The following is a 25,943-nucleotide window of genomic DNA, read 5'->3' as shown; positions in this document are numbered from 1 at the left end:
CGCCGCCGCCCGCCCCCCCCCCCCCACCCCCCTCCCGCACCCGCGACGGCCCTCCCGCCCGGCCGCGGGGACTTTGAGTCCTGCGGAGGGGACTTTGAGTCCGGAGGAGGGGCCTAGGAGTCCGGCCCGAGGTCCCAGGGGATGTGGGACCGCACATCCGTCAGGCCCATGCTGACTTCTTCGAAGAGGTCGTCGAGCATGTATTCATCGACGCCGTGCAGCAGGATCCAGTGTCCGGCACCGGCCGTGGGACCGTCAAGGGACTGGGAGGCCACGCAAATCCCCGTTTCCACATCAATGCGGACGGCGGTGCGGCCCGGGAACAGCAGGGGTGCATCGGCAAAGACCGGAACGTAGCTCGAGTTGGGCGTCAGCACGGCCTCAACAGCCTCGCGCCCGTGGTGGGAGAGCACGGCAACATCCTCGATCTCGGCCACATTGGCAAACGGGAATTCCAAGGGGACGGGCCGTTCTCCTGCCAGTTCCACGGGGTCAAGGGCGGCCGCGCTCCGCCCTGTGCCATAGGCCGGTTCCCCGTAGCGTGCTTCGGGGCGACGGACCACGAAGCCGTTGTCGTCCTTGACGGGGTTCACGAGCGAGGGCTGCAACAGCCACGGTTTGCGGTTGCCGCTGATGAACAAGGTGTCCCGCGACTCGTTGATCTTGGTGGTGCTGGCCAGCAACGTCCCGTCCAGCGTTTCAACGCGGAGCGCGCCGGGCCGGCGGACCCAGCAGTTCATCGCCAGCACCGGTCCTGCGTCCGCGTGTCCGGCGCCGCCGGGCATCCAACTGGTGCCGGCAGCGCCGTCGGCCGCGGCCGGAAACTTGCGGTGCAGCTCAAAGCGCACAGTTTGCCAGCGCCACGGGGAGGAGCGGCACAGGTGCCGAAAAGTAGTGGCGGTGTAAATGGAGGCATTCATGTCCACAGCTTAGCCCCGAGGACGCAAAAACCGCCCCGAATCCCGGTGCCATGGCGTAGCATCGCGCTATGGTGGCACGGCTGACGGAGATGTGGGACAGCAGTTTGTTCGCGTTCCTGTGCGCCGTGGCAGCTTGCCTGTACCTGCTGTGGCTGGCCGTATTGCTGAGCGTCATCGACATCCGCACCCACACCCTGCCCAACCGCTACGTTCTGCCGGCCTACCCTATTGCCGGGGTGTTGTTGCTGGCGGCCGCGTTGGCTGCCGGAACCCCGCACCACCTGCTCAACGCCGTTGGCGGGGCCGTGGCGATGGCTGCCCTGTACTGGCTGTTGTGGTTCGCCTACCCGGCCGGGATGGGGTTTGGCGACGTCAAACTGGCGGGAGTCCTGGGCCTGTTCCTGGGCTTCCTTGGCTGGCAGCACGTGCTGCTTGGAGCGGCTGCCGGGTTCGTCGCCGGCGGGCTGTGGGGCCTTGCCCTGATGGCGAGCCGCCGCGGCACCGCCAAATCCAGCATTCCGTTTGGCCCGTCAATGCTGGCCGGGGCCCTTGCCGTGATGGTCCTTGTCCCCGGTTGACGTTCCCCCGGCCAACCCTTACCGGGTGGGACGGCCCGGATAGGCTGGATCCATGGCATCACCGGACTTCATTCTCAAGCTGCGCGAAAAAATCGGCCACGATCCCCTGTGGCTGCCAGGAGTGCGAGGCGTGGTGTTCGACGCCGAGGGCCGGGTGCTGCTCGGGGAACGCTCCGACACCGGCGGCTGGGCGTTGATCACGGGCATTCTGGATCCGGGGGAGGAGCCGGGGCCCGGCCTGGTGCGGGAAATCTTTGAGGAAACGGCCGTGGTTGCCAAGATAGAGCAGCTGCTCGGCGTGGTGGCCGTGGGGCCAGTGACGTTTCCCAACGGCGACGTCTGCGACTTCCTGAACATCGAGTTCATCGCCCGCCACGTCAGTGGCACGGCCCGAGTGAACGACGACGAATCCCTCGCCGTCGGCTGGTTCGGCGTCGACGAGCTGCCCCCGCTGCGACCCGGCCACCTCGCGTGCATTCAGCGCGCAATAGCGTTCGACGGCGCGCCAAACTTCCAGCGCTAGCCGGCTCTGTGTGGAGCCCGGCGAGTGCCGCCTGTGCCTGTTCGCTGGCCGTCGGCGCGCTTTCGCCGCAGCTGCGGGAGCAGGCTCAAAACGCCAAACACGATGGTGGTGATCAAGCCCGCCGCACAACCAACCATGGCGCCGAACAGCAGGATCATGCCTCTGGGGTCCAGACTGCCCTCGCCTGCGTAGGCCGGGTCAAGCGGTGGCGGGAAGATCATGAAGGCCAAGTGCGCCGCGAACCGGCCATAGGCCAGGGAAGCCAGCAACCCGGCGACGACGTAGAGGGCCATCCGGACCCGGGCTTTCTTCAAACACCACAGTCCAGCGAAGACCAGCACGATCACCGGAATAAAAGCCAGCGCTGCGCCAACGAGCAGTTCAACTGTGTCGTAATCCATGCATCTCCTTGTGTCCAGCTGAACAGTCTACGCGGTGGTTGAACCACCAATGGTGCGTGCCGCCGTCGTACGTGAAGAAGTACGACGGCGGCACACACCATTTCAACGCAACCTTACGGCTTGTCCGTGGTGGACAAAGCGTCTTCGGCGGTTGCATCGGCCGCCTCCGACGACTTGCCGGCGGCACGTTCGGCTTCGAGCCGGATGGCTTCCTCCCCGCCAATGGCCTCGCCGCGGGCCACCATGCCGGAGGTGTCCGAGAGCGGGATGACTTTCATGGTCGCGGCCAGGATCAGCGCCACCACCATGAACGGGATCAGGTACCAGAACACGGGGGCCAGGGAGTCGGCGTAGGCGTTGATGATGCCGTCCTGGACGGCCTGCGGCAGCTGGTGGAGCGCTTGCGGATCCAAGCTGGACATGGAGTTGCCGGCCTGCTCCGGGCTGGCACCGGCCGCGCTGAAGACCTCCGTGAGCGAATTGGCCAGGCGGGTGGTGAACATGGCGCCAAATACTGCCACGCCCAGGGCCGAGCCCACTTCGCGGAAGTAGTTGTTGGTGCTGGTGGCGGTGCCCAGCTGGGCGGCCGGAACCGAGTTCTGCACCACTATGACCACGATCTGCATGATCAGGCCCAGACCGGCGCCGAACACGAACAGCTGGGCGCAAATCACCCAGATGGGCGTTTCCGCGGAGAGCGTGGTCATCCACAGCATGGCGATGATGGTCAGGATGGAACCGGCGATCGGGAAAGCCTTGTACTTGCCGGTCTTCGTCATCCGCATTCCGGACCAGATGACAGTGCCCATCAGGCCCACCATCATGGGCAGCATCAACAAGCCGGACTCGGCCGCGGAGGTGCCGGAGGACATCTGCAGGAACGTCGGCACAAACGCGAGGGCGGCGAACATGCCCATGCCCAAGACAAAACCGATGGCGGTGGAGTTGAGGAAGATCGGGTTCTTGAACAGTGACAACGGAATGATCGGATCTGCGGCGCGGGCTTCGGTGAAGATGAACAGCGCGACCGCCGTGACCAAGCCGACGCCCCACGCCCACGTGGTCAGCGAGGTCCAGCCGTCGGTCTTGCCGCCAAAGTCGGTGAAGAAGATCAGGCAGGTGGTGGCGATGGACAGGAACACCACGCCCATGATGTCGATCTTTTTGTCCGCCTTCTTCGAGGGAAGGGTCAGCGTGAAGAAGGCCACGATGAAGGCGACGATGCCGATCGGGATGTTGATATAGAAGGCCCATTCCCACGTCAAGTGGTCCACGAAGTATCCGCCGAGCAGCGGACCGGCTACTGCGGCAAGACCAAAGATGGCGCCCAGCGGGCCCATGTACTTGCCGCGCTCCTTGGCGGGGACAATGTCAGCAATGATGGCCTGCGAGAGGATCATCAGACCGCCGCCGCCCAAGCCCTGGATGGCACGGAAGATCACGAAGCCCCAGAAGTCGGTGGCAAACGCACAACCGACCGAGGCCAGCGTGAAGATGGCAATGGCAACAAGGAACAGGTTCCGGCGGCCCAGGATGTCGCCAAACTTGCCGTACACGGGCATGACAATGGTGGTCGCCAGCAGGTAGGCAGTGGTGATCCACGTCTGGTGTTCCACGCCGCCAAGCTTGCCCACAATGGTGGGCATGGCCGTGGAAACAATGGTCTGGTCCAGGCTGGAGAGCAGCATTCCAGCAATGAGCGCGGAAAAGATGATCCAAATCCGCTTTTGGGTCAACAGGAGCGGTTCCCCTGCCTTGAGGGCGGTACTCATGGAGTTCCTTCGTGGGTCAAGAGTGAAAAAGCAAAGAATTGTTGGGCAAAGCTAACGTTTTCGCCCAGGATCTCGCGGTAGGAACGGGTGTTGTGTTCCGAGAAGAAACTCTGGCTGGACCGGCGGGACAGGGCGCCGAAAATGGCGGCCGCCATGATGGCGATGGGGTCCTCCGGCGGCAGGTTCTCCCGCTCAGCGATGATGGCGGCAAATTCATGTTCGCGGGTTTCGGCGCTGCCCAACACTTTCAGCATGAGTTGCGGCTCCACTTTCATGGCGGCGATGAGGTCCTGGATGTGTTCCCGAATGAAGTTCATTTCCTCCGCCATGGCACAGGTGAGCTCGAACAGGTCCTGCAGCAGCGTGGTGGTCAGGCCCTGCGGACCGCGTTCGGCGCCCGAGTCCGGGGCGCCGCCGGCCAGGAAGGCGGCCATGTCCTCGGGTGGAAACTCATCCAAGAGGTGGCCCACGATGGCGTCTTCCTTGGACGGGAAGTAGTTGAAGAACGTCCGCCGGGAGATGCCGACTTCTTCGCACAGCTGTTCAACGGTGAAGCCATTGAGGCCGCTTCGGGCGGTGGAGACCCTGGCTGCGGCGGTAATGGCGGAGCGGGTCGCTTCACGCTTGCGGGCACGCAGGCCGCCGGAGGGGCAAGAATTTGCACTATCAGTCACAAAGTATAAGTTTGCACTAAATCTATCAAAGTGCATAATTTATTGTTCGTGGGGTTCGGCACAGCTCCTGGCAGCACACCTCTCAAGGCCGCAGCGCTTAAAGCACGACGGCGGGAGGCCCCTTGTGTTTCAAAGGTGGCGTCCCGCCCGTTCGCCACCTCCCACCACTCGCAAGCTCGCAGCGGGTCCCCGGGTGGCTCTCTTAGCGCATTGGAGTCGCTGGTTACTGCGGGGCGCGGGTCATGGCCAGCACGTCAAGGCCGGCGTCCATCTGCTCAAGCGTCAGCTCGCCGCGGTCCACAAAGCCCAGCGCCAGCACGGCTTCGCGAATGGTCAGGCCCTCCTTGATGGCGTGCTTGGCCACCTTGGAGCCGTTTTCGTAGCCGATGTACTTGTTCAGCGGCGTCACGATGGACGGCGAGGCCTCGGCCAGGAAGCGTGCACGCTCCACGTTGGCGGTGAGCCCGTCCACCATCTTGTCCGCCATGATGCGCGAGGTGTTGGTCAGCAGGCGGATCGACTGCAGCAGGTTGGCGGCCATGACGGGGATGCCCACGTTCAGCTCAAAGGCGCCATTGGTGGAGGACAGGGCAATGGTGGTGTCGTTGCCAATGACCTGGGCGGCCACCATGATGGCGGCCTCGCAGATCACGGGGTTGACCTTGCCCGGCATGATGGAGGAGCCCGGCTGCAGGTCGGGGATGGAAATTTCGCCCAGGCCCGTGTTGGGGCCCGAACCCAACCAGCGAAGGTCGTTGCTGATCTTCATGATGGAGTAGGCGATGTTGCGCAGCTGGCCGGAGGCCTCGATGAGGCCGTCGCGGTTGGCCTGGGCCTCAAAGTGGTTGCGGGCCTCGGTCAACGGCAAGCCCGTCTCCTCGGCCAGCAAGGCGATCACGCGCTGCGGGAAGCCGGCAGGGGTGTTGATGCCGGTGCCAACGGCCGTGCCGCCCAGCGGGACTTCGGCCACGCGCGGCAGGGAGGACTCCACACGCTCAATGGCGTAGCGGATCTGCGCTGCGTAGCCGCCGAATTCCTGGCCCAACGTCACGGGGGTGGCATCCATCAGGTGGGTGCGGCCGGACTTGACCACGGTGGCGAACTCGGATTCCTTGCGCTCCAGCGACTCGGCCAGGTAGGCCAGAGCCGGGACCAAGCCGTTGATCAGTGCGGAGGTTGCCGCCACATGCACGGAGGTGGGGAACACGTCATTGGAGGACTGCGAGGCGTTGACGTGGTCGTTGGGGTGGACGCTCTTCTCGGAGCCGCCCGCTGCCAGCGCTTTGTTGGCCAGCGTCGCCAGAACCTCGTTCATGTTCATGTTGGACGAGGTGCCCGAACCGGTCTGGAACACGTCGATCGGGAAGTCGCTGTCGTAGCCGCCTGCCGCGACAAGATCTGCTGCCGCCTCAATGGCGCGGGCCAGTTCGGCATCCAGGACGCCCAGTTCGGCGTTGGTGGTGGCGGCGGCCTTCTTGATGCGCGCCAAGGCGGCAATGTGGGCCGGCTCCAGCGTCATGCCGGAGATCGGGAAGTTCTCCACGGCCCGCTGGGTCTGGGCGCTGTACAGGGCGTTGGCCGGAACCCGGACCTCGCCCATGGTGTCGTGTTCAATGCGGAACTCTTGTGCGCTAGCGGCAGCATTATCAGTCATGTTATACACCATATCGCCGCCGTGGGCAGAGCCAAAAAGCCGGGCCCTGTTGAACCGGGCACGACGGCGGCAGTCAAGTGCCCCCGTCGTGCCCGGCCAGTCGGTGGGAAGGCGAGGGCCGGGGACTGCCCTGGCTGTGGGAATTCGCAGGCTGGGCTCGGGCTAGAGGCCGATGGAGCCGTTGCTGTAGACGAGGTCGGCGCGGCCGTCGTTGAGGCGGTAGGTCAGGCCGACGACGGCGGTTCTCTGCCGTGCCACCGCATTGGCGATGATGGGGGAGTTTTCCACGAGGCGGAAGGCCGTCTGCTTCACGTGTTCCTCGACCATGTCGCCGATGCTGCTGTCGGGATCGTTGCGCAGGGACGTGAGCACCGACGGGGTGATGCGCTCCACGAGGTCGCGGATGAAACCGGCCGGCATCTGGCCCGTGGCAACGGCGCCCTTCGTGGCGGTGACCGCGCCGCAGCTGTCGTGGCCAAGGACCACGATCAGGGGCACGCCCAGGTACTCGACGCCGTATTCCAGCGAACCGAGCGCAGTGTTGTCGATGACGTGGCCGGCGGTGCGGACCACGAAAGCGTCGCCGAGGCCCAGGTCGAAGATGATCTCGGCGGCCAGGCGCGAGTCGGAGCAGCCGAAGATCATGACAAAGGGGTGCTGGGTGGAGACCAGGGAGCTGCGGCGTGCGGCATCTTGGTTGGGGTGGGAGGAGCTGGCCTCCACAAACCGGGCATTGCCTGCCATCAGCGTTTGCCAAGCCTGGGTGGGAGTCTTCGGATGACCTGAAATTGCGTTGATGTTGCCGTCTTCTCCACCGTGCATTATTTACTGTCCTTCTGTGCTGGGGTGCTGGTTGGGGTGCTGCTGGCATGGTTGCCGCCGGATGCCGGGTTCCCCGCCTCGGCGTCGAGCAGTTTGCTGGCGCCGCCGGCCAGGACGTCGAAGTCCTTGAAGTCCGCTTCGCCGGTCAGCACAATGGTGGTTCCATCGCTGACCAAAACCAAGCTGCGTTCACCTTTAGGTTTATCACGGAGTTCCCAATCGCGGCCGCCCACGGTGCGCGTGCCCGTAACAGGGGCGTTTTGCGCTTGGGTGGCGGTCCAGGTTGGATTGGCTGTGCCGGATTGGCGCAGGGCGATGAAGGTGTTGTTTGGCGTCACGTAGCCAACATCCCAAAACGAGACCCCGTCGGCGCCGGCCGGATTCCAGCGCGCGTAGTTGGCGGACCAGCCTTCCGGCAGCGCGGGGGCCACCGGCGTGAAGCCCGCAGTGTCGGCTGCATTGGCCGAGACCCCTGCGACGTCGATGCGGGGCCGGTAGCTCTCCGCGTTTTGCTGCGGATTGAGCCACACAATGACCAGGACAATGGCCACAGTGGAGAACATGGCCAGCAGCATGCCGATCACGGAGGCGTTGGCGCGTTTGGCGGCGCCGGCGGCAATGACCGGCTTGACGGGAGGGGTGGGACTGGAATCGCTCACCAGACCATCTTCCCAGAAACGGGCGAACAATTTACCACGAGCGGCCGGACGTGTGCTACATCACGCGGACTGGGGGGACGGCGTCGCCTATGATTGATGGAGTAGCAAAAAAATGGCAGGGTGCGCGCCGCCGCGCACGTCAAGACTGCACCTACCTAAACAATGGGGTTTACAAGTGGCTCACAAGAATTCGCAGATGAATTATTCGCAATTGTCCCGTTCGCTCGCCGTGGGCGACGACGAACCGGACCGCAACTTGGCCCTTGAGCTGGTGCGCGTCACCGAGGCGGCAGCCATTGCCGGGGGCCACTGGGTTGGTTTTGGGGAGAAGAACCTGGCCGACGGCGCCGCTGTGGACGCCATGCGCGCGCTCCTTGCCACCGTCCACTTCAACGGCGTTGTTGTCATTGGTGAGGGTGAGAAGGACGAAGCCCCCATGCTGTACAACGGTGAAGTTGTCGGCGACGGGTCCGGCCCGGAGTGCGACGTTGCCGTGGATCCCATCGACGGCACCCGCCTGACGGCCATGGGCATCAACAACGCCCTGGCCGTGCTGGCCGTGGCCGAACGCGGCACCATGTTCGACCCCTCCGCCGTGTACTACATGGAAAAGCTTGTCACAGGGCCCGAAGCCGCCGACATGGTGGACCTGCGCCTGCCCGTGAAGCAAAACCTGCACCTGATCGCGAAGGCCAAGGGTGTCAAGGTCAACCAGCTCACGGTCATGGTCCTTGACCGCGACCGCCACCAAACCCTCATCCAGGACATCCGCGACGCCGGGGCCCGCACCAAAATCATTCTCGACGGCGACGTGGCGGGCGCCATTGCCGCAGCCCGCGCCGGCACCGGCGTCGATGCGCTCATGGGCATCGGCGGCACTCCGGAAGGCATCGTGACGGCCTGTGCCATCAAGACCCTCGGCGGCGTCATCCAAGGCCGCCTCTGGCCCACCGACGACGACGAGAAGCAGAAAGCGCTCGACGCCGGGCACGACCTGGACCGGGTCCTGTCGACCAACGACCTCGTCACCAGCGACAACTGCTACTTTGCCGCCACCGGCATCACCGACGGCGACCTGTTGCGCGGGGTGCGCTACGACAAGGGCAAGGTGCTGACCCAATCCATCGTGATGCGGTCAAAGTCGGGAACCGTCCGCATGGTCGACGGCGAGCACCAGGCACACAAATGGGAGACCTACGCCCGCCCCAGCTAGTCCCCACTTGCCGGCCGGGAAAATCGCTGGCGCGATTTTTCCGGAACCTGGCAAGCGTGGGCCCATCCACTTGCTGGCTTGGAGTATCGCTGGCGCGATTTTTCCGGAACCTGGCAAGCGTGGGCCCATCCACTTGCTGGCTTGGAGTATCGTTGGCGCGATTTTTCCGGAACCTGGCAAGCGTGGGCCCATCCACACAAACAGCCCGGCGCAATCAAGCGCCGGGCTGTTTTGCGCTATCCCCTTTTGAGTTTCTTTCGGACGCTTCCGGCTGTGCTGCGTGCTGTTTTGAGTGCCCCGACCAGAAGGGTCCTTGCTTTGCGGCTTGTTGCATAGGCCGCGTACATGGGCTTGTTGACGGGCAGGTCCCAGGTGCCCGGATACTCCACTTCGACGCCGCCGAAGGAGCGCTTGAAACGGGAGAAGCCGGCCCAGGGGTGTTCGGGCTCGTCCCCGGGGCTGACACCCCACATGTCGAACTCGCGGATGCCGGACGCCTTTGCCTCCAGCATCATTGTCACAAGCAGCGGGATGCCGGCGTTGAGCTTGCGGTGGGCGTCGTCGGCCGCCGCATGCGCATAGACGCGGGTGTCGGGCGTGTCGTAGGACAACGCGGCGGCGATGGGGACGCCGTCGAGCTTGGCGATGAACAACTTGGCGGCACCGGCCGGCATGAGCACGTCGGCGGCATGGCGCAGGTAGCTGTCCGTCTGGGCGGTGAAGTCCGCCCGGCTGGAAACCGAGTGCAGGAATCCCAGCAGGATGGGCAGCTGTGCCGGATCTGTGGAGACTTCGAAGCTGACACCCTTTTTGTGAATGTTGCGGAACAAGTTTCTACTGGTGCTGCGCATGCCCCTGAGCAGGGCGTCCTCGTCTTGGCGCAGGTCGACTTTCCAGCTCAGCTGCGGCTGCACATCGGAGGGGGCCCGAAGCAGGCCGTGCGCGGCAAGGATGGTTGCGGAGTCGGTGCCCTGTCCGGCGGCGACGGGTTCCACCCGCACATAGTGTGCCTTCACCGAACGGGCCAGCGCAGCCAAGGCGGTAAGGCTCTGGGCCAGTTCGGCTGATCCGTCGGCGCACGGCCCGTATGGGGCGTACAGATAAGGGCCCAACGGGGTCTTTTCCTCGATGGCCAGAAAACTCCAGCCCGGCCCTTGTGCCTCGTGGACGGTTTTTCCCAGGCTGCGCTGGAACTGCGCCCAGACGGCCGTCTGCAAGATTGGTTTCATGCCCCGAACGCCGCGCACGTGACAGCGAAGACCACGGAAGTTTCCCCGGCCGCATCGACATGGGGGTGGACCATGACAGGGTTCTCGGCTGCCGGCACGAAGACCGACGCGCCCCGGACAAGGGCCATGTCGCCGCGCGGTGAATCAAGAAGCACGGCACCGGAGACGGCCAGGACCAAAAGCGGGCCGTTCTGTACAAGCGGCACGGGTGCGGAGCCGGGGGTCAACTCCACCCGTTGCAGGGTGAATTCGGTGACGGGGGGTTCCCAAAGGTGCTGGCCCAGTGATGTGACGCGGGTGTGGACCATGGGGACGGCGGCTGGTGCGAAATCCACTGTTTCCAGCAGCTCCGGAACATCCACGTGCTTGCCTGTCAGCCCGCCGCGCAGCACGTTGTCCGAGCAGGCCATGACTTCAAGCCCCAAGCCATCCAAGTACGCGTGGATATTGCCGTCCGGCAGGTACATGGCTTCACCGGGGACCAGTGACACCCGGTTCAACAGCAGGGAGGTCAAGACACCCGGGTCCCCGGGGTATTGCTTGGCCAGCTCAACCACTGTGGCCAGGGCCGGGGGCAACATGGTTCCGGAAGCTGCGGCTGCAGCAGTCAGCGCCGGTGTTGCCGCCTCAAGTAGTGCGGTGGTTTCGGCACCGCCCTGCAACAGGGTTTCAAAAACGCGCCGCACCACGGCAGGTTCGGCCATGCGTGAGTTCAGCATCATTTCCACTTGCTGCAGCAGTTCCGGTATTCGTCCGCCAGTGGCGGCAATGGCGGCTGCCACGGCGCGGAACAAGTCAGCAGCCTCGGCAGAGGGGCGGAAGCCGCAGAGCGCCTCGAAGTTCGTCAGTGCAAACAGCATTTCCGGTTTGTGGTTTGCATCCTTGTAGCTGCGGTGCGGTGCATCGCGCGGAATTCCTGCCTCCTCTTCGGCGGCATACCGCTCCCGGGCCCGCTCACGTGTCGGGTGCACTTGCAGTGACAGCGCTGTGTCGGCCGCCAAGAGCTTGGCCAGGAAGGGCAGCTGGGCGCCAAAGGCGTCAAGGGCTTCCTGACCCAGCATGCTCTGGGGATGTTCGGCGATCAGCGCGTCCAGGGCCGCGGGACCCTCGGGGGTGTTGGCAATGGAGGGCAAATTCCCGTGGGCGCCCATCCACAACTCTGCTTCGGGCCCGCCGCTTGGCTCGGTGCCCAGCAGGGCCGCTATGGCGGTGCGGGATCCCCACGGGTAGTCGCGGATGGGATTGGTCAGGGCAAACATTGGCATTTTCTCCTGGTCGAGGGCAAGCGGAAGTGCGGGGTGGCTAGAGATTGGGGTGACGGTGGTTGCGGAGGCTGTGGCAAAAGAGGCCATGCCTAGCCGGGGGAGCACACACCGTTGTTGGACAGCAGCCCCGACAGGGCCACTTCGTCGCCGTTGATGGCCAGCTGCTGCAAGTACTCTTCGGTGATGTTCGGGTTGGTTGCAGGTGCTTCGGGAGCGGGAGCGGGTGCTGCGGGTGCTGGCGCGGCGGGAGCTGCGGGTGCAGGTGCTTCGGGGGCGGCGTCCTTCGGCGGGGCTTTCTGTTCGGCCGGCTTTGTGTCCGCCGGCTTCGGGGCAGGGTTGAGCAGGGCCTGCACCCGCTGATGGACCTGATCGAAGTCGGGGTAGGTGGGGAAGTCCTTGGGGAAGTCCGGGGGACCAATGGTCAAACGGGCCAGTTCGTTGTTCTTGGACTTCAGCGCCAGCGAGACGAAACTGCCCAGCTGTCCGGCGGGCAGGTCGGATTCAATGACCTTGGCGCCCGCGTCGGCAATGGAGTTGAACTTTGTCAGGACCGTGGCCGGATCCATCTGGGCCAGCATGGCTGCCTGGATGCACTGCTGGCGCTGGCTGCGGTTGTACTCCAGGACCCACTGGCGCGAACGGGCGTACCAGAGGGCGTGGTAGCCGTCGAGCTTCTGCACGCCGGGGGCAATCCAGCCCGTCGGCGGCAGGTGCTGGCCGGTGCCGTTGACGTCGTCGCCGCTGATGGGAACCCATCCTCCGGCCTTGACGGTGACCCCGCCCAGGGCGTCGATGAGCTTGGAAAAACCTGACATGTCAACGAGCACGTAGCCCTGGATCGACAGCCCCAGGACGCCTCCGGCGGCGTCCATCATCGCTGCCGCGCCAGGGTCGGGGGCATTGGGGTAGAGGTCGGGATGCTTGTTGGTGACGTCCGTGTAGAGGAAGTTGATGATGCAGTTGTCGCCGCAGTTGTAGCCTTCCGGATATACGTCCCACAGCGGGGAATCGGGGGAGAACGGCGCATTTTGCAGGTTGCGGGGAATGCTGATTGTTGCCGCTTGGCCGCTCTTGGCGTCGACGCTGACAACGATGATTGAGTCGGGTCGCCGCCCGCTGCGGTCCGCGCCGGCGTCCCCACCCATGACAAGGAAGTTGTAGCGTCCGTCCACCGGTTTCATGTCCGGCCCGGTCTGAAAAATGTTCGTGATCGCGTTGCGTCCTGAATTGACAAGGAACGCCCCGTAGCCCAACGAGCCGCTTGTCAGCACCATGAGCACCACCAGTGCTGCGCCCACCAGGCCGCGCATTCCGGGGGCCAGCAGGGACGGCTTGATGATCTTCAACGTGTTGAGAAACATCACCGCCCAGCCCAGGGCCGCAGCGGCCAGCACCACAACGATCACCAGCGAGCTAATTGGATTGGTAAAGAGGTTCAGCAGCGTTTCGCGCCGGAACAGGCCAAGCACGACGGCGGCAATCACCACTGCCCAGGCGAGAAAGGTGCAGCGCAGGGCAAGCCGGCCGAGCCGCTTGTTGCCGGCCACGACTTGCGCCGACCCCGGCAGGAAAAGTGTCAGCAGCAGCAGGAACCAGGCACGTTTGGAGCGTGCGGGCGCCGACGCTGGCTCCGGATACCGGACGGGGTTTGTCAACACTGGAGGGCGGCTGGAGGCCCTGGAGACCTTAGGGCTGCTGAAACTCATGCGTTTGTGCTCACGCCTTCCGCTGTACCGGGCTGCACGTGTGTACCGGGAAGAACAGCCAACGGGTAGCTGGCGCCGGCCTTTTCCCGCAGTGCGGCGCCCTTGGCGGATGCCTGCTCCTTGAGCGCCTCGGCGAAGTCGTTGAGCTTGTTGGCGAGGTTGCGGGCAAGGTCGTCGGTGCCGGAGGCCAGGATGCGCACGGCCAGCAGGCCGGCGTTGCGGGCCCCTCCAATGGAAACAGTGGCAACGGGGACGCCGGCGGGCATCTGCACGATGGACAGCAGTGAATCCATGCCGTCAAGGGTCTTCAAGGGCACGGGGACACCCACCACGGGGAGCGTGGTGACGGAGGCAAGCATGCCGGGCAGGTGGGCTGCGCCGCCGGCGCCGGCAATGACAACCCGGATGCCGCGCGAGGCGGCGTTCTGGCCGTAGGCGATCATTTCGGTGGGCATCCGGTGGGCGGAGACCACATCCGTTTCAAAGGGGATGTTGAATTCGCTGAGGGCCGCAGCGGCAGCCTCCATGACGGGCCAGTCGGAGTCGGATCCCATGACAATGCCCACCAAGGGCGTGCCGGCTCCGGCGGTGCTGCTTTGGCTCATGGTTGTGTTCCTTCTGCTCCGTCGCGGATGATGTTTGCCACGGTGGTGGCGCGGGCTCGAACGGCGGTTACGTCGTCGTTCCCGGAGCCAATCAAGTTGACGTGGCCGATCTTGCGGCCGGGGCGCACGGACTTGCCGTAGCTGTGTACTTTCACGGCTGGCTCCGCTGCCAGGGCTGCCGGGTAGGCGCTGAAGAGGTCCTGGTTGGCGCCGCCGAGGAAATTCTTCATGACGACGATCTCCCCAAGGGCGTCGGTGGCCCCCAGTGGGAGGTCCAGCACGGCACGCAAGTGCTGCTCGAACTGGCTGGTGACAGCGCCGTCCATGGTCCAGTGGCCCGTGTTGTGCGGGCGCATGGCAAGTTCGTTGATGAGGTAGCCGGGGCCGCGGCCGGGGGTCTCGAACAGTTCCGCAGCCATGACGCCGGTGACGCCCAGCTCGGTGGCGATCTTCAGCGCAGCCTGCTGTGCCTGGGCGGCGACGTCGTCGGCAATGCCCGGAGCGGGGGCGATGACTTCGTCGCACACCCCTGCCACCTGGATGGATTCGGCCACGGGCCACGCCTTGGCCTCGCCGGAGGGAGTGCGGGCCACAAGGGCCGAGAGCTCGCGGGAGAAGTCAACAACCTCCTCCACGAGCAACGGGCTCATGGCGGCGAACCATTCGCCGGAAAACTCGGCGGCGTGGCCGGCGTTGCGCAGGAAGGCCACGCCCTTGCCGTCGTAGCCGCCGCGCGGCATTTTCAGCACCACGGGCCAGCCGTGGGTGTCGCCAAAGGTGGTGATGTCTGCCACGGATTCCACGGCTGCCCAGGCCGGGTTGGGCAGGCCGAGCCGCTCAATGGCCGCGCGCATGACGAGCTTGTCTTGGGCGTTGATCAACGCATCGGGGCGCGGCTGGACGTTCACCCCCTCGGCGATCAGCGTCTGCAGGTGCGCGCCGGGAACGTGCTCGTGGTCAAAAGTGAGCACGTCCACGCCACGGGCAAAGCCGCGCAAAGTGTCAAGGTCCGTATAGTCGCCCACGGGTGCCTGGGCAACAACAGCCACGGCACACACCTCGGGAGATTCAGCCAAGACACGCAATTCAAAACCAAGGGCCACGGCGGCAGGGGCCATCATGCGGGCCAGCTGTCCACCGCCCACAACACCGATTACAGGAAAAGTCACAGTCCCCAGCGTACCGAAAGTCTGTGCGCTTCCCTGCCTTTGCGTGGCGTTCGGGGCGATTTCACGGACAAATGTGGGCCAATTCCCAGTGCCTTGACGCTTTTTGAGGCCGGGGCGGGGTCGAACTGGCCTTAGAATCTAGGGAAGGCCGCGGGGTGTTTCATCCGTTTTCGGCCATGAGACCACGGAGGACCATGTTCACAAATATCATCGACCGCATTAAGGGCCTGATGGGCCTGTTTTGGCGTGAAGTGGCCAAATTCGGCGTTGTTGGCGGCATCGCCTTTGTGATCGATACCAGCATTTACCTGTGGCTGCTGGGCGGCAGCATGGGCGCCCACCCCACCAAGGCCAAGATCATCTCCGCGATTGTGGCCACCGCCTTTTCCTGGCTTGCCAACAGGTATTGGACCTTCCGCCACCGCCGCCAAGCCAACGTGCTGCGCGAAGTGAGCATGTTCATCCTCATGAACGGCATTGGCATCGCGATCGCCAGCGCCTGCGTCTACATCTCGCACTGGGTGCTTGGCTTTGAATCGGCCTCGGCGGATTTCATCTCCGGATCCGTGGTTGGCCTGGTGCTCGGCACCATCTTCCGCTTCTTTGCCTACAGGTTCTGGGTCTTCACCGCCGAACTCGACCAAGAACCCGGGTTCGAAGACGACCACGAGCTCCTCGAAGCCCAGCCCGAGGACTGAGCCCCCAGGACTGAGCCCCCAGGCCTGAGCCCCCAGGCCGGGGATCATGTGCCGGGGATCATGTGCCGGGGATCATGTGCCGGACGCCGGGATCAGGCGCCCAAGCTCAGCCCTGGTTGATATTCTCGCTACTGCGCAACTTTTCCGTGGGCTCCACAGCCGTGTCGAGCAGGACCACCGAACCCCCGTCGGCCCAAGCGCTGAGGGCGGCAGGCACGACGGCGGCCCACCCCTGGCGCACTTCAAGCAGCACCCGCCGGGGTGCTTGTTGCGATGCCGTTTGTTGCGATGCTGATTCAGGTGCGGTTTCAAGTTTCGGGGCAAGCAGCTCGTCATAGCGGATGGCCGTGGCTCCATGCCGCCACGCCGTGGCCGAAGGGTCCGGTGTGTCATCGGCAAAGAACTCGTCGGCATAGGCCCGGACGTCACCGCAATAGTCAAGGGCCCGCGCCGGCAGTTCGCCCATCCAGCGCATCTGCAGGGCCGGCAGCGCAACGGCAACCAACAGCGGGGTCGGGGAAGCCCCGCCATGGCGTTGCTGCGCCGCGGCAGGGTTGGTTGTGGCCACAATATCGGCGCGGCCGGCTGTATTCGCAACGGTCCCTGTGTCTGCACCAGTCACAACGTCTGCACCGGTCCCAGCGCCTGAGTCGGTCACGACGGCGGTGGCGCCCACAGCCCAGGCGGCCAGAATCCACACCAGCGAACGCCAGTGCAGCGGAAGGTCCAGGTCAATTACCGTGCCGGGCTCGGCGTCGAGCTCGTCAACGAGGTAATTTGCCGTCTTGGCCACCCAGTTTTCCAGCACGCGTCCGGAAAACTCCGCCCGTTCGGCGTCGGGGCCGTACCAAGTCAGTCTGGGTGCGGTGGGGTTGCGGGTGCGGAAGGCGGTGAGCAAGTGGGCGGGGGTGCCGGGTCGGAGGTCCATGGTCAACCATCTTTCCATGCCCGGCACGGAGCGGACCCCGGCAACGAGTCCATCGATTGGATGAATTGTCATTGGTGACGTGAGCTGCGTTACACCACGGGGGTGGCGGTGGTGGAAAGTTCCCGCCAGTGGGCCGGATCCGCGCTGAATCGCGGGTTTTCGCGCCGAAGGGTGAGCCGGTGCGCGGAAACATTGGTATGAAATTGCCGGGCGTGGCGTGCCGGAAGAACCTGTGTATTAGTGGTTATGATTCCCCTCCGCTTGACGTGGCGGACTTACATCGATGTAATTAGACGCACGAACCGCACAAAATGACACTGTTGACCGCACGTAGCGGGAACCGACGACTCGGCAAGCAGTAGTGGCGGCAACATTCAGGAGGACGATTATGGGGCAAGCTCGGCTGAGTGTGGCAAACACCCAAGACGAAGCAACGGCAGCCCAGGCTGCTGTCGCGTACCGTTCGCGTGGTGTTCCCACCGACTGGTACGTGGACCCGGCAGATCCGGAATCGGCTGCATTCCACCAGCGCGAAAATCGCCAGGCATTGGAAGATGCGGCAACGGCGTTCCTGACTTCGCCTGAGGACGACGAGGCTGCAACGACCCCGCAGAACCTTGTTGAAGGTGTGGACAATGCGCCCGTCTGGATAGGACTGCGAACCCAGCTTGAGGACTTCAGCGACGAAGGTGAACTAGGCTGGCAGACTGATGCCTTGTGTGCACAAACCGATCCGGAAGCGTTCTTCCCTGAAAAAGGGGGCTCCACCCGGGACGCCAAAAAGGTGTGCGGTGCGTGCAACGTCAAGGCGCAATGCCTTGAATACGCTCTGGCCAATGATGAGCGGTTTGGAATCTGGGGCGGCCTGTCCGAACGTGAGCGTCGGCGGCTGCGGAAGCGAGCGGTCTAATTCTTGAAGCAGTAAAAGTCACGGCCGTTCTGGTTGCCCACAACGGCGGTGCCTACCTCCCCACAGTTCTTGCCGCACTGGCATCGCAAACCCGCCCGGCCGACGTCGTTCTGGCCGCGGACACGGGATCCACAGACGACTCGGGGGAGTTGCTGCGCAAGGAGTTGGGCGAACGCAAGGTCATTTCCCTTGACGGGCGCCAAGGCTACGGTGCCGCAGTTGATGCCGTGCTCGAACACCAGTCGCGTCTGCCCAGCGACGCCACGGTGGCCGCGCGTCCGGGTGCTATCGGAGGAGTGGGCGTTCTTGACGACGCCGGAACCGGTGACGAGGGCGATGGCAGTTCGCCGGCTTGCAATGAATGGATCTGGCTGCTCCAAGACGACGCCGCCCCTGCTCCGGAGACGCTGCAACGGCTGTTGGATGCCACCGAACGTGCCACCACGGCAACTGTGGTCGGCTGCAAGCAGCTTGACTGGGACAACCACCGGCGCCTTGTAGACGTTGGGCTGTGGGCCAACAAGTGGTTTGATCGTTTCGTCCTGATCGGCCTCGACGAACAGGACCAGGGCCAGTACGACAGCAGGTCGGACGTGTTTGCCGTGAACTCGGCCGGCATGCTTGTGCGACGCGATGTTTTTGAAAAACTTGACGGCTTTGACCCGGCACTGCCCGGAACCGGTGACGATCTAGACTTTTGTGCCCGTGTCCGCTTGGCCGGGGACCGGGTGCTGGTGGTTCCCGACGCCCGCATGTTCCACGTGGTGCACAGGCCCCACGGCATGGGCTCCGCCGTGGCTGCCCGAAAAGCCGCGATTTTCATGCGGCTCAAGCATGCCCCTGCCTGGGCCGTTCCATTCCAAGCCATAGGCACTTTCCTGGCCGCCATCTATTGGCTTGCCGCAGGATTTGTCCTGAAGGCGCCTGGCCATGCCGTGCGCATGTTCGCCGCAACATGTGCGGGGCTGGTGCGCCCGGGCTCCTTGCACCGGAGCCGGAAGGCGCTCGCCGCCCAGCGGAGGAAACCCCGGTCGGTCCACAAGGGCGTGCTCGTGGAAAACCGTGCCGTGCGGGACCAGCTGAAGATCCTGCGGGAGACCATTGGCCCCGATGAGGAACTGCCGCAGGAAATCCTGGGTGGTCCCGCAATCGTTGAGCCCACAGGCGAAACACACCAAGAGAGCGTGGCCCCGTTGGCCGCCCTCAAAACGGCCCCGATCGTCAGCGCCCTGGCGTTGGCCGTCCTGCTGAGCGTTTTCTCGCTTTTTGCCCTTTCCCGCTTCCTGGGCGTGCCTGCACTGGCAGGCGGCGCGCTGCTTCCCGTCTCTGCGGAACTGGGCAGCGTGTGGCAGCATGCCACCGACTGGTGGGTTTCCCTTGGCTCCGGCTTGCCCGGGCACGGCAATCCCTTCAATGTAGTTTTGGCGGCGCTCAGCGCACTGGGCGGCAACGGCTCACAGTCAGTGCTCTGGCTGATGCTGCTGGCACTTCCGTTGTCCGGCTTCACCGCTTGGCTGGCCGCCGGTGCGCTGAGCCGGCGGCGCTGGATCCGCGTTGTGGCAGGTCTGGCGTGGGCTGGCGCGCCCATGCTGCTCGCAGCGATGGGGCAGGGGCGTGTGGGTGCCCTGCTGGTCCATGTGCTGCTTCCGCTCGTCATGTTGGGCCTGATCCGTGCCGTGGGCGCGGCAGTGGGCCCTGAGCAACGAAGCGTTCCGGTGCCCGGCGCCGTGGCCGGTTCCACCACAACTTCCATCGCGAAGCTTGGCCGCACCGGAGTTGACGGCAATCCGTCGTGGACGGCCGCTGCCGCCGCCGGACTGGCTCTTGCCGCCGTGACGGCTGCTGCGCCGAGCCTGCTGCCCGTCGCGGTGGTCGGCATCTTGTTCACGGCCGTTTTCATGGGCCGACGAGGCAAGACCATCTGGTGGGCGCTGGTGCCGCCGGTTGCACTGTTTCTGCCCTTTGCCTGGTCTGTCTGGGCCAACCCCCGGGCCCTGCTGGCTGATCCGGGCCTGCCGCTGGCCTCACATCCAGGCCCGCTGTGGCAGCAGCTGCTGGGCTTCCCCGAACAGCTGGGGGCCGCCGGGGAACTGTCCGGATTGGGTGCCTTTACTTCACCGTCATGGTGGTTGTGGGTGGTGGCGATCTTCATTGGAGCCCCCGTGGTGCTGGCAGCAGCGGCAGCGCTAGTGCTTCCGCTGCGTCGAGCCGGCACCGTCCGAGCGCTTTGGCTGGTGGCCCTGTTGGCCTTGGCTGCCACCTATGCAGGGAAATTCATTGCCGTGGCGTTCGATGGCGCGACACTCGTGACTCCTTTCAGCGGCCCAGCGCTTTCGCTGGCTTTCTTTGCCCTGCTCGGAGCGGCGTTGCTCGGATTCGATGCCGTGTACCGCCGCGCTTACAGCCCGCAACCCAAGATCCGAGACAGTGCGGGCCGGCAGCGGCACAGAGTGGCCCGCACCATGGCAATCACGATGTCCGTGGTGCTGGTTGCCGCTCCGTTGGCAAGCCTGGGCTTGTGGGGTGCACAGCAGCTCTCCACCAATCAGCAGGGACCTGCCTTGACTGGTGCGTTCCTGCCGCAGGCTGTCACGGCCGGAACCATTCCCGCGACCGCAGCCGACCGCGGTGCAGGACCCGAAGCCAGCCGCACCATCGTCTTGGCCGTGATGCCCGACGGCGGTGTGCACGCGACGCTCATGCAAGGCGCCGGCACCACGCTGGATGCCACTTCCGGTATTGCCGCCGCGGCACGCATCACGGGGGCACCCGGTTCCGAAACCCTGCTTGAGGCCGACCCCGCCACGGTGGCGTTGCAGGACAGCGTGGCCGCCATGCTGTCCAAATCGGGCATTGATCCGCGGCCCGGGCTGGTGGATCTTGGTGTGGGCTTTGTAGTGCTGCGCCAAGGCGACACGGCAGCCGAGTTGTTGGCAGGGGAGCTTGAGGCAGTGCCCGGCCTAGACACCGTGGGGCCCACCGAATCAGGCTGGCTGTGGCGGGTGAAGCCCAACTATGCCGGCGAGGGCCTCAGCGACGTGGTCAATCGTGTCCGCATTGTCGATGCCAAGGGCAACAGCGTGGCGCCGGTGGACTCACAGGGGCAAGACGTTGACACCATGATTGGCGAAGGTGCCGACGGACGCAGCGTGGAGCTGGCCGAGCGCTCGGACGCTGGCTGGAAGGCTTGGCTTGACGGCACGCCGTTGAAGGCAGTCAGTTCGGGCTGGACCCAGACTTTTGAGCTGCCTGCAGCTGGCGGCAAACTTGAAATTCGTTATGTACATCCGCTGAACACCGTACTGGGCTTGGTCCAGTTGATCTTGTTCGGGCTGACAGTTCTGCTGGCCCTGCCGGTCCGGGCGCGAAGGGGCCGCACCGGGGCTTACAGGGACGAAGCATCATTGCAAAAGGTTGGTAGAAGTGCCTGAGATCAATGACAATGCGGAAGATAATCTTCCGGTATCCAAGCCCGTGGAAGCACAGTCCGACAAAACTGCTGCCGACAAAACTGCTGCCGACACTGCTGCCGACAAAACTGCTGCCAGCGCACCGGCACCGAAAGCCGCCAAAACTGCTGCCGAGGAAACGCCACTGCCAGCAGACAAGGTAGGTAAGGCAGCTAAACCGGCCAAGGCAGGCAAGCCAGCCAAGGCTTCCCGGCGTGCGCGGACCCGCCGTCGCTGGCCTGTTGTCCTGGCCGGTGCGGCCGCCCTCGCGGTGGCCGTGGCGGCGGTGGGTGCCGCCAGCCTGTATCCCGGCGTAGATGCCACTGCGGAAATCTCTCTGGTTCCACACCCGCTTCCGGTGGGTGAGTCCTTGGCCAATTGCCAGGGCCCCACCCAATTGCTGGCAGGATCTTCCGCTGGCGCGGATCCCGAGTTCTCGGCAAACTCCTCAAAAACGACCTCCCAGCTCAACGCCGTGGTGCTCAGTGGTTCCACCGGGGAGTTGCCCGGGGCGGCCGTCCAGACGCTTGATGGCAAATTCACTCCGTTGTTCACAGTGGCAGAGGAAGGTACGCCTACGTCAAAGTCCACGAAGTTGCCGGGAGCACCCAAAGCGCGTGCCGGCGTCGTGGATGGAAAGGCGGTCGCTGCACCTTCGGTGTTGCGCATGCAGCCGCTCGGGGAGCAAATGCCGCAGGGATCCGGTTCCGTCGTGGTCGCCGCGAACGATGGCGATCTGGCCGGCTTGGCCGCAGCGAACTGTCAGCGTCCCTCGAGCGAACTTTGGCTCTCAGGGGCCAGCACGTCTGTCGGTAGGACGGCCCTGCTCGCGATTTCCAATTCTTCCCCGAGCCCGGCGTCTGTTTCGCTGGAACTGTTCGGCGACGCTGGTCCAGTTGCGGCCCCAGGCGGCAAGGACCTCGTGGTTGCCCCTGGTACCGTGCGGACAGTGGTGCTTGCCGGCCTCGCTCCGGATCAGGAACTGCTCAGCATCCACCTCAAGAGCACCGGAGGGGCGGTCAGCGCCGTCATTCAGCAATCCGTGCTGCGTGGGTTGACGCCGGGCGGAGTCGACTACTTGTCTCCTGTCCAAAATCCGGCGTCCAAGCTTTCGATCCCGGGTGTGCGTGTTCAGGCACCCGGCGCGGCAGCGAAAATCTCGGCCCAGAGTGGGTACAAGGACGCTGCACCGACTCTTGTGGTGACGGTTCCTGGCGCCGGAGACTCGGTGGTTGAAGTGAAGGCCCATGGTCCCGAAGGCCAGGTTGCGCTGCCCAACGGCGGAGTGTTCACGGCTGCGGCGGGCAAGGTCTCCAACTTCTCCTTGGCTGGCTTGCCCAAGGGCACATATTCACTCAGCATCAACGCAGATGCCCCCGTCACGGCGGGTGTGCAGATTGTGAACTTCACCAAGCCCGGCGAAGCCGTGGACTTGGCGCTGGCGCCGTCCGCCGCACGCCTCGGCAACACGCACTTGGTGTCATTGCCACAGGAAGTCAGCTCCACCTTGGTGTTTAGTGCGCCCGAGGGAGAGTCGACGGTCACGCTCGTGCCCATCTCCACTGGCGGGGTGCTCGGTGCCGGCAAGGATGTCCAACTCAAGGCCGGCAAGACGGCGACGGTGGATCCTGCCTCCCTGCTGGGTTCCGGAACAACAGCAGTCGTGGTCTCAGTGGCCGGAGCGCCCACCTTCGGTACTCAATTGTTGGACACAGGCGACTCCGCCAATATTGCCGTGTTGCCGATTGTCGGAACCGCGTCCGGCGCCCACGCGATCAACATCATCACCGGTTACTAGCCAACTATTTCCGAGGGGCTGGTGACCCCTGGCAGTTGGTAGCGGAGCTCAGCAGTTGGGGGCGTGCCGTTGTAATGGTCCCTCGCATGTTGCGGCAACCGGATAAGGGACCAGACTCCCAACTAGGTAGACCGCCGAGTTTCAAGCCTGTTCGGTTTCACCGGCGGTGGGCTATTTGGCGTATATCGCGCATGGGATTCACATGAATCCGGCTACCTACCGTCTGAACTTTTCCCACCAGTACTGCGTGGTCTCATCGCGCCATTGCGCCATTGCGCCATCGCGTCATCGCTGCGTTGGCTGTTCGATGGCTCTATTTGTGGTGTTTGCGGGTGTAGGTGATGAGGAATTGTTCTAGTGGGCTTGTGTGGGTGGGGTTGGTGGTGGGTGCGGTGGTGTGGAGGTTGGTGTTGAGGGCGTTGTTGAGTTTTTTCTTGAGCCATTTGGGGAAGGCTGGTGGTCGGGGTTCCTGGTATTGGGGTGGGTGGTATGTGCCGGAGGGGCTGAGCCAGGCGGTGGTGCCGTCGTTGGCGGGCAGGGGTTTCCAGCCGCGGAGGCGGATCGTGGTGCGTTGGGGGTCGTGTTCGCGGCGGTAGTTCCCGTGTTTGTCTTTGTCGTCTGAGAAGTGTTTGAGGTGGTGGTGGCGCTTGCAGGCGGGTCGTTGGTTGGCCAAGGTGGTTTCCCCGCCGTGTTCGAATGCTTTCAGGTGGTCGGTGTCGGTGTCCATGACGGGGTTGGGGCAGTTGGGGACATAACAGCCTCCGGCGAGGGCGCGCAGGACAGCTTTTTCGGTTTCGCGCAGCGTGTACCGGGTGGGGTTCATTGCCAAGGGCTCATCGGTGACGGGGTCGGTGAGTACGCGCAGGAACGTGGTGGAGTTGGCGAGGAGTTTCCGGGCGATCGGGGCTGGGACGGGGCCGGTACCGACGAGTTCGCCTGGTTCATCGGTGATGTTCAACGCGGACAGGAACGGCACGGTGACCAAGACCAGGGCTTTGGGCATGGGAGGGTCGGTGATGGTGTGGTGGGTTCGGATTGCTTCGAGTTGGTCGAGGTAGTCCTGTTCGGGATGTTCCGGGATTCCGTCCACGACCCCGTCAACGTAGCCTGATCCATCGCTGAGGAGTTCCCCGACCACGGGCACGTCTTCCACCCCGGCCTCGGGCCGCTCACCCGGATCGGCCTCCGTACCCGCAGGGTGGTCCGCCGCATCGGGGACGGCGCCCTGGCTGGCCCCGGCGCTGCTTCCCGTCGCCTTTCCGCTGGCGGTGGTGTTTCCGCTGGCAATAGCTTCTGTGGGGTTTGCGCTACGGGTTTTGTTGGGGCTTTCGTCGCTGGTCATGCCAGTACCGGTCGTTTTGCCCTTGCTACCGCTGGTCGCGGACCCTGTAGCACCATCGGTGGTGGTTTCATTAGCCTTGCTCTTGCCAGGACCACTTTTGCCGGTGGCGGCACCTTCGTTGTCGCTAGCGCTTGCGGCTCCTGCACTGTCCGGGCGGTCGGTGGTGTCGGTGCTGGCTTTGCTGGTTTTGTTGTCAGCGGATTTTGTACTGTCGGCGTTGTCGGCGTCGGGAGCGACTGTGTCGTCGGTGTCGTTTGTGGGGTTGCGGTGTGCCCATGGGGGTGCTTCTTCGATGAGTGAGACTCCGAAAGCGGAGTTCGCACCGAACGGGACGTCGCCGGCTTGGTTCGGGGGCTCTGAACCATCCCCATCGTTGCTGTGGCTGCCCATGCCGCCAGTGCTGGCGTCACCGTGGCCAGCATTGCTTCCTGAGTGGTTCTGCCCGGCACCAGCGTTGCCGTTGGCACCAGCGCCGCCGTGGCCATTGGCACCAGCGTTGCCATTGTGGCTGGTGTTGCTGGCTGGGGTGGGGAGGGGTTGTTGGTTGAGGAGGAGGGTGGTGGCGACGTCGACGCGTAGTTGTGCCAGGGTGCGGTGTTCCCCGCTGGCACTCTTGTTGCTGGCGCTGCGGTTGTTGTCGGCAGTCTTGCTGCCGTTGCCGTCGTTGTTGTTTCCTGGTCCGGTGGTGTTGTTGTGTTTGATGGTGCGTGCTGTGCGGGTGGCGTGGACCCAGATGGCTTCGGCGCTGATGGTGGGGATGTGCAGGGTGAGCCAGGACATTCCGTCGCGTCCGGGGTCCAGGGTCATGGCCCGGTGCCGGTAGGCCTGGCGGGTGGCGGTGGCCCTGGTTTCTGGGTGGGTGCTTTCCCGGGCGCGGCGGGCTTTGGAGGCGAACCCGGAGGCTGTGGTGCCCGGGGCTAGGCGTAGCAGGCGTTGTTCAAAGACGGTGATCTGTTCGGCGGTGATGGTCGGGGTTTCGGCCAGGGTGTTGCATTCATCCACGATCAGCCCCGCGTGCCGGTAGGAGAGCACCCCGGCGTGCAATGCGGCCAGGGTGTGTCGGTGGGTGGTGGTCAGGGCGGTGCTGTGGTGCGCCAGCGCGGTGACAGTGCGTTCGGGAAGACACAGGGTCAAGGCGATGTCGGTGCAGGCACTGGCTTCGGCGATTCCTGCCTGCCAGGAATCAAGACCCACCGCGGTGCCCTCGACGTTCGCTGCTGCGATGATCCGGGCGACGAGTTCTGCTTTGCAGGCCGCGGTGGCGTCTTCGAGGCGCTTCAACACAGCCAACGCCTCGATTCCGGCGTCGTACACGGCCCGGGCGACCCCCACCCGCGAGGGCGGCTCGGGAACCGGGGGAGGAAACGCAATGAACGCCGGCAGGCCTGCCAGTGCCGCAGTGTCAGGGCCAAAGGGTTCAATGGAAGGAAGAGTGATCGCACCAAGCAGTGCAGCCACATCCGCTGTGGCTGCAAAGCCCCGGTCCCCGGGGAACTCCTCCCGACTACTCATACCCCCATAATACCCCCACCGTTACACTACTGCAATAGATACACGTACATAGATGCGATAAATTCTACGAGTTCCAGCACCGTTCAGGCGGGTCTAACCACCCGCCATGAAAGGCG

At 64.5% G+C, this 25,943-nt stretch carries 21 protein-coding genes; 7 read left to right on the top strand and 14 right to left on the bottom strand.

Annotation, left to right across the window (positions count from 1 at the left end; translation table 11 throughout):
* Positions 1 to 113: 113 nt before the first annotated feature.
* Positions 114 to 920, bottom strand: a complete 807-nt coding sequence (locus QMG25_RS04055; RefSeq protein WP_283457492.1) for a hypothetical protein — start codon at positions 918 to 920, stop codon at positions 114 to 116.
* Between the two features lie 68 nt (positions 921 to 988).
* On the opposite strand from QMG25_RS04055, the gene QMG25_RS04050 reads away from it, so the two are divergent.
* Positions 989 to 1,498: a prepilin peptidase gene (locus tag QMG25_RS04050; protein ID WP_283457491.1), complete on the top strand. Its 510-nt coding sequence runs from the start codon at positions 989 to 991 to the stop codon at positions 1,496 to 1,498.
* A 52-nt stretch (positions 1,499 to 1,550) separates the two neighbouring features.
* The gene (locus QMG25_RS04045) at positions 1,551 to 2,021 is read left to right on the top strand and encodes an NUDIX hydrolase (protein WP_283457490.1); all 471 of its coding nucleotides are present in this window, start codon (positions 1,551 to 1,553) and stop codon (positions 2,019 to 2,021) included.
* Here QMG25_RS04045 and QMG25_RS04040 read toward each other — a convergent pair.
* From QMG25_RS04040 to QMG25_RS04015, 6 genes are all read right to left on the bottom strand, one after another.
* Positions 2,018 to 2,422, bottom strand: coding sequence for a hypothetical protein (locus QMG25_RS04040; RefSeq protein ID WP_283457489.1), 405 nt, complete (start codon positions 2,420 to 2,422; stop codon positions 2,018 to 2,020). The genes QMG25_RS04045 and QMG25_RS04040 overlap by 4 nt on opposite strands.
* A gap of 113 nt (positions 2,423 to 2,535) precedes the next feature.
* Positions 2,536 to 4,194, bottom strand: a complete 1,659-nt coding sequence (locus tag QMG25_RS04035; protein ID WP_283457488.1) for an MDR family MFS transporter — start codon at positions 4,192 to 4,194, stop codon at positions 2,536 to 2,538.
* Entirely contained in the window at positions 4,191 to 4,868 is a 678-nt protein-coding gene (locus QMG25_RS04030) for a TetR/AcrR family transcriptional regulator (protein ID WP_283457487.1), read from the bottom strand. Before QMG25_RS04030 ends, QMG25_RS04035 begins: the two co-directional genes overlap by 4 nt.
* A 223-nt stretch (positions 4,869 to 5,091) precedes the next feature.
* Positions 5,092 to 6,522 carry a class II fumarate hydratase gene (locus QMG25_RS04025; protein WP_283457486.1) on the bottom strand — a complete coding sequence of 477 codons (1,431 nt, stop codon included), beginning with the start codon at positions 6,520 to 6,522 and terminating at the stop codon, positions 5,092 to 5,094.
* Between the two features lie 162 nt (positions 6,523 to 6,684).
* On the bottom strand, positions 6,685 to 7,344 hold the full coding sequence (locus QMG25_RS04020; protein ID WP_283457485.1) for a carbonic anhydrase: 660 nt from the start codon (positions 7,342 to 7,344) through the stop codon (positions 6,685 to 6,687).
* Complete coding sequence (locus tag QMG25_RS04015) at positions 7,344 to 8,003, bottom strand: DUF4245 domain-containing protein (protein ID WP_283457484.1); 660 nt, start codon at positions 8,001 to 8,003, stop codon at positions 7,344 to 7,346. Before QMG25_RS04015 ends, QMG25_RS04020 begins: the two co-directional genes overlap by 1 nt.
* A 196-nt stretch (positions 8,004 to 8,199) precedes the next feature.
* Between QMG25_RS04015 and glpX the strand changes: the two genes are divergently transcribed.
* Positions 8,200 to 9,216, top strand: a complete 1,017-nt coding sequence (gene glpX / locus QMG25_RS04010) for a class II fructose-bisphosphatase (protein WP_283457483.1) — start codon at positions 8,200 to 8,202, stop codon at positions 9,214 to 9,216.
* Positions 9,217 to 9,452: 236 nt separating this feature from the next.
* Here the strand turns inward: glpX and QMG25_RS04005 are convergent, their stop codons facing one another.
* From QMG25_RS04005 to QMG25_RS03985, 5 genes are all read right to left on the bottom strand, one after another.
* Complete coding sequence (locus QMG25_RS04005; RefSeq protein ID WP_283457482.1) at positions 9,453 to 10,445, bottom strand: lipid II:glycine glycyltransferase FemX; 993 nt, start codon at positions 10,443 to 10,445, stop codon at positions 9,453 to 9,455.
* Complete coding sequence (manA, locus tag QMG25_RS04000; protein ID WP_283457481.1) at positions 10,442 to 11,704, bottom strand: mannose-6-phosphate isomerase, class I; 1,263 nt, start codon at positions 11,702 to 11,704, stop codon at positions 10,442 to 10,444. The genes QMG25_RS04005 and manA overlap by 4 nt, the downstream gene beginning before the upstream one ends.
* A 95-nt stretch (positions 11,705 to 11,799) precedes the next feature.
* The gene (locus QMG25_RS03995) at positions 11,800 to 13,416 is read right to left on the bottom strand and encodes an LCP family protein (protein ID WP_283457480.1); all 1,617 of its coding nucleotides are present in this window, start codon (positions 13,414 to 13,416) and stop codon (positions 11,800 to 11,802) included.
* Complete coding sequence (gene purE, locus QMG25_RS03990) at positions 13,413 to 14,021, bottom strand: 5-(carboxyamino)imidazole ribonucleotide mutase (RefSeq protein WP_283457479.1); 609 nt, start codon at positions 14,019 to 14,021, stop codon at positions 13,413 to 13,415. The genes QMG25_RS03995 and purE overlap by 4 nt, the downstream gene beginning before the upstream one ends.
* A complete protein-coding gene (locus QMG25_RS03985; protein ID WP_283457478.1) occupies positions 14,018 to 15,190 on the bottom strand; it encodes a 5-(carboxyamino)imidazole ribonucleotide synthase in 1,173 nt (390 codons plus the stop codon). Before QMG25_RS03985 ends, purE begins: the two co-directional genes overlap by 4 nt.
* Positions 15,191 to 15,384: 194 nt before the next feature.
* On the opposite strand from QMG25_RS03985, the gene QMG25_RS03980 reads away from it, so the two are divergent.
* Positions 15,385 to 15,888 (top strand): GtrA family protein, encoded by a 504-nt coding sequence (locus tag QMG25_RS03980; RefSeq protein WP_283457477.1) that lies wholly within the window; start codon positions 15,385 to 15,387, stop codon positions 15,886 to 15,888.
* Between the two features lie 106 nt (positions 15,889 to 15,994).
* Here the strand turns inward: QMG25_RS03980 and QMG25_RS03975 are convergent, their stop codons facing one another.
* Positions 15,995 to 16,888, bottom strand: coding sequence for a TIGR03089 family protein (locus tag QMG25_RS03975; RefSeq protein ID WP_283457476.1), 894 nt, complete (start codon positions 16,886 to 16,888; stop codon positions 15,995 to 15,997).
* Between the two features lie 316 nt (positions 16,889 to 17,204).
* Between QMG25_RS03975 and QMG25_RS03970 the strand changes: the two genes are divergently transcribed.
* From QMG25_RS03970 to QMG25_RS03960, 3 genes are read left to right on the top strand one after another with little or no spacing between them, the layout of a single operon-like run.
* A complete protein-coding gene (locus tag QMG25_RS03970; protein WP_283457475.1) occupies positions 17,205 to 17,726 on the top strand; it encodes a WhiB family transcriptional regulator in 522 nt (173 codons plus the stop codon).
* Complete coding sequence (locus tag QMG25_RS03965; RefSeq protein ID WP_349307109.1) at positions 17,726 to 21,157, top strand: glycosyltransferase family 2 protein; 3,432 nt, start codon at positions 17,726 to 17,728, stop codon at positions 21,155 to 21,157. The genes QMG25_RS03970 and QMG25_RS03965 overlap by 1 nt, the downstream gene beginning before the upstream one ends.
* A complete protein-coding gene (locus tag QMG25_RS03960; protein WP_283457474.1) occupies positions 21,150 to 22,973 on the top strand; it encodes a DUF5719 family protein in 1,824 nt (607 codons plus the stop codon). The genes QMG25_RS03965 and QMG25_RS03960 overlap by 8 nt, the downstream gene beginning before the upstream one ends.
* A 313-nt stretch (positions 22,974 to 23,286) precedes the next feature.
* Here the strand turns inward: QMG25_RS03960 and QMG25_RS03955 are convergent, their stop codons facing one another.
* The gene (locus QMG25_RS03955; RefSeq protein WP_283457473.1) at positions 23,287 to 25,827 is read right to left on the bottom strand and encodes a DUF222 domain-containing protein; all 2,541 of its coding nucleotides are present in this window, start codon (positions 25,825 to 25,827) and stop codon (positions 23,287 to 23,289) included.
* Between the last annotated feature and the right edge of the window lie 116 nt (positions 25,828 to 25,943).

The sequence above is a fragment of the Arthrobacter sp. H35-D1 genome (assembly GCF_030063185.1).
Classification (GTDB): domain Bacteria; phylum Actinomycetota; class Actinomycetes; order Actinomycetales; family Micrococcaceae; genus Specibacter.
Note: the sequence above shows the minus strand (reverse complement) of the source record. Positions and strands in the feature narration are given on the sequence as shown.

Excerpts from the sequence above, each read along its gene's own strand:
- QMG25_RS04055 (WP_283457492.1), bottom strand. The coding sequence starts at position 920 with ATGAATGCCTCCATTTACACCGCCACTACTTTTCGGCACCTGTGCCGC.
- QMG25_RS04050 (WP_283457491.1), top strand. The coding sequence starts at position 989 with ATGGTGGCACGGCTGACGGAGATGTGGGACAGCAGTTTGTTCGCGTTC.
- QMG25_RS04045 (WP_283457490.1), top strand. The coding sequence starts at position 1,551 with ATGGCATCACCGGACTTCATTCTCAAGCTGCGCGAAAAAATCGGCCAC.
- QMG25_RS04040 (WP_283457489.1), bottom strand. The coding sequence starts at position 2,422 with ATGGATTACGACACAGTTGAACTGCTCGTTGGCGCAGCGCTGGCTTTT.
- QMG25_RS04035 (WP_283457488.1), bottom strand. The coding sequence starts at position 4,194 with ATGAGTACCGCCCTCAAGGCAGGGGAACCGCTCCTGTTGACCCAAAAG.
- QMG25_RS04025 (WP_283457486.1), bottom strand. The coding sequence starts at position 6,522 with ATGACTGATAATGCTGCCGCTAGCGCACAAGAGTTCCGCATTGAACAC.
- QMG25_RS04020 (WP_283457485.1), bottom strand. The coding sequence starts at position 7,344 with ATGCACGGTGGAGAAGACGGCAACATCAACGCAATTTCAGGTCATCCG.
- glpX (WP_283457483.1), top strand. The coding sequence starts at position 8,200 with ATGAATTATTCGCAATTGTCCCGTTCGCTCGCCGTGGGCGACGACGAA.
- QMG25_RS04005 (WP_283457482.1), bottom strand. The coding sequence starts at position 10,445 with ATGAAACCAATCTTGCAGACGGCCGTCTGGGCGCAGTTCCAGCGCAGC.
- manA (WP_283457481.1), bottom strand. The coding sequence starts at position 11,704 with ATGTTTGCCCTGACCAATCCCATCCGCGACTACCCGTGGGGATCCCGC.
- QMG25_RS03995 (WP_283457480.1), bottom strand. The coding sequence starts at position 13,416 with ATGAGTTTCAGCAGCCCTAAGGTCTCCAGGGCCTCCAGCCGCCCTCCA.
- purE (WP_283457479.1), bottom strand. The coding sequence starts at position 14,021 with ATGAGCCAAAGCAGCACCGCCGGAGCCGGCACGCCCTTGGTGGGCATT.
- QMG25_RS03980 (WP_283457477.1), top strand. The coding sequence starts at position 15,385 with ATGTTCACAAATATCATCGACCGCATTAAGGGCCTGATGGGCCTGTTT.
- QMG25_RS03975 (WP_283457476.1), bottom strand. The coding sequence starts at position 16,888 with ATGACAATTCATCCAATCGATGGACTCGTTGCCGGGGTCCGCTCCGTG.
- QMG25_RS03970 (WP_283457475.1), top strand. The coding sequence starts at position 17,205 with ATGGGGCAAGCTCGGCTGAGTGTGGCAAACACCCAAGACGAAGCAACG.
- QMG25_RS03955 (WP_283457473.1), bottom strand. The coding sequence starts at position 25,827 with ATGAGTAGTCGGGAGGAGTTCCCCGGGGACCGGGGCTTTGCAGCCACA.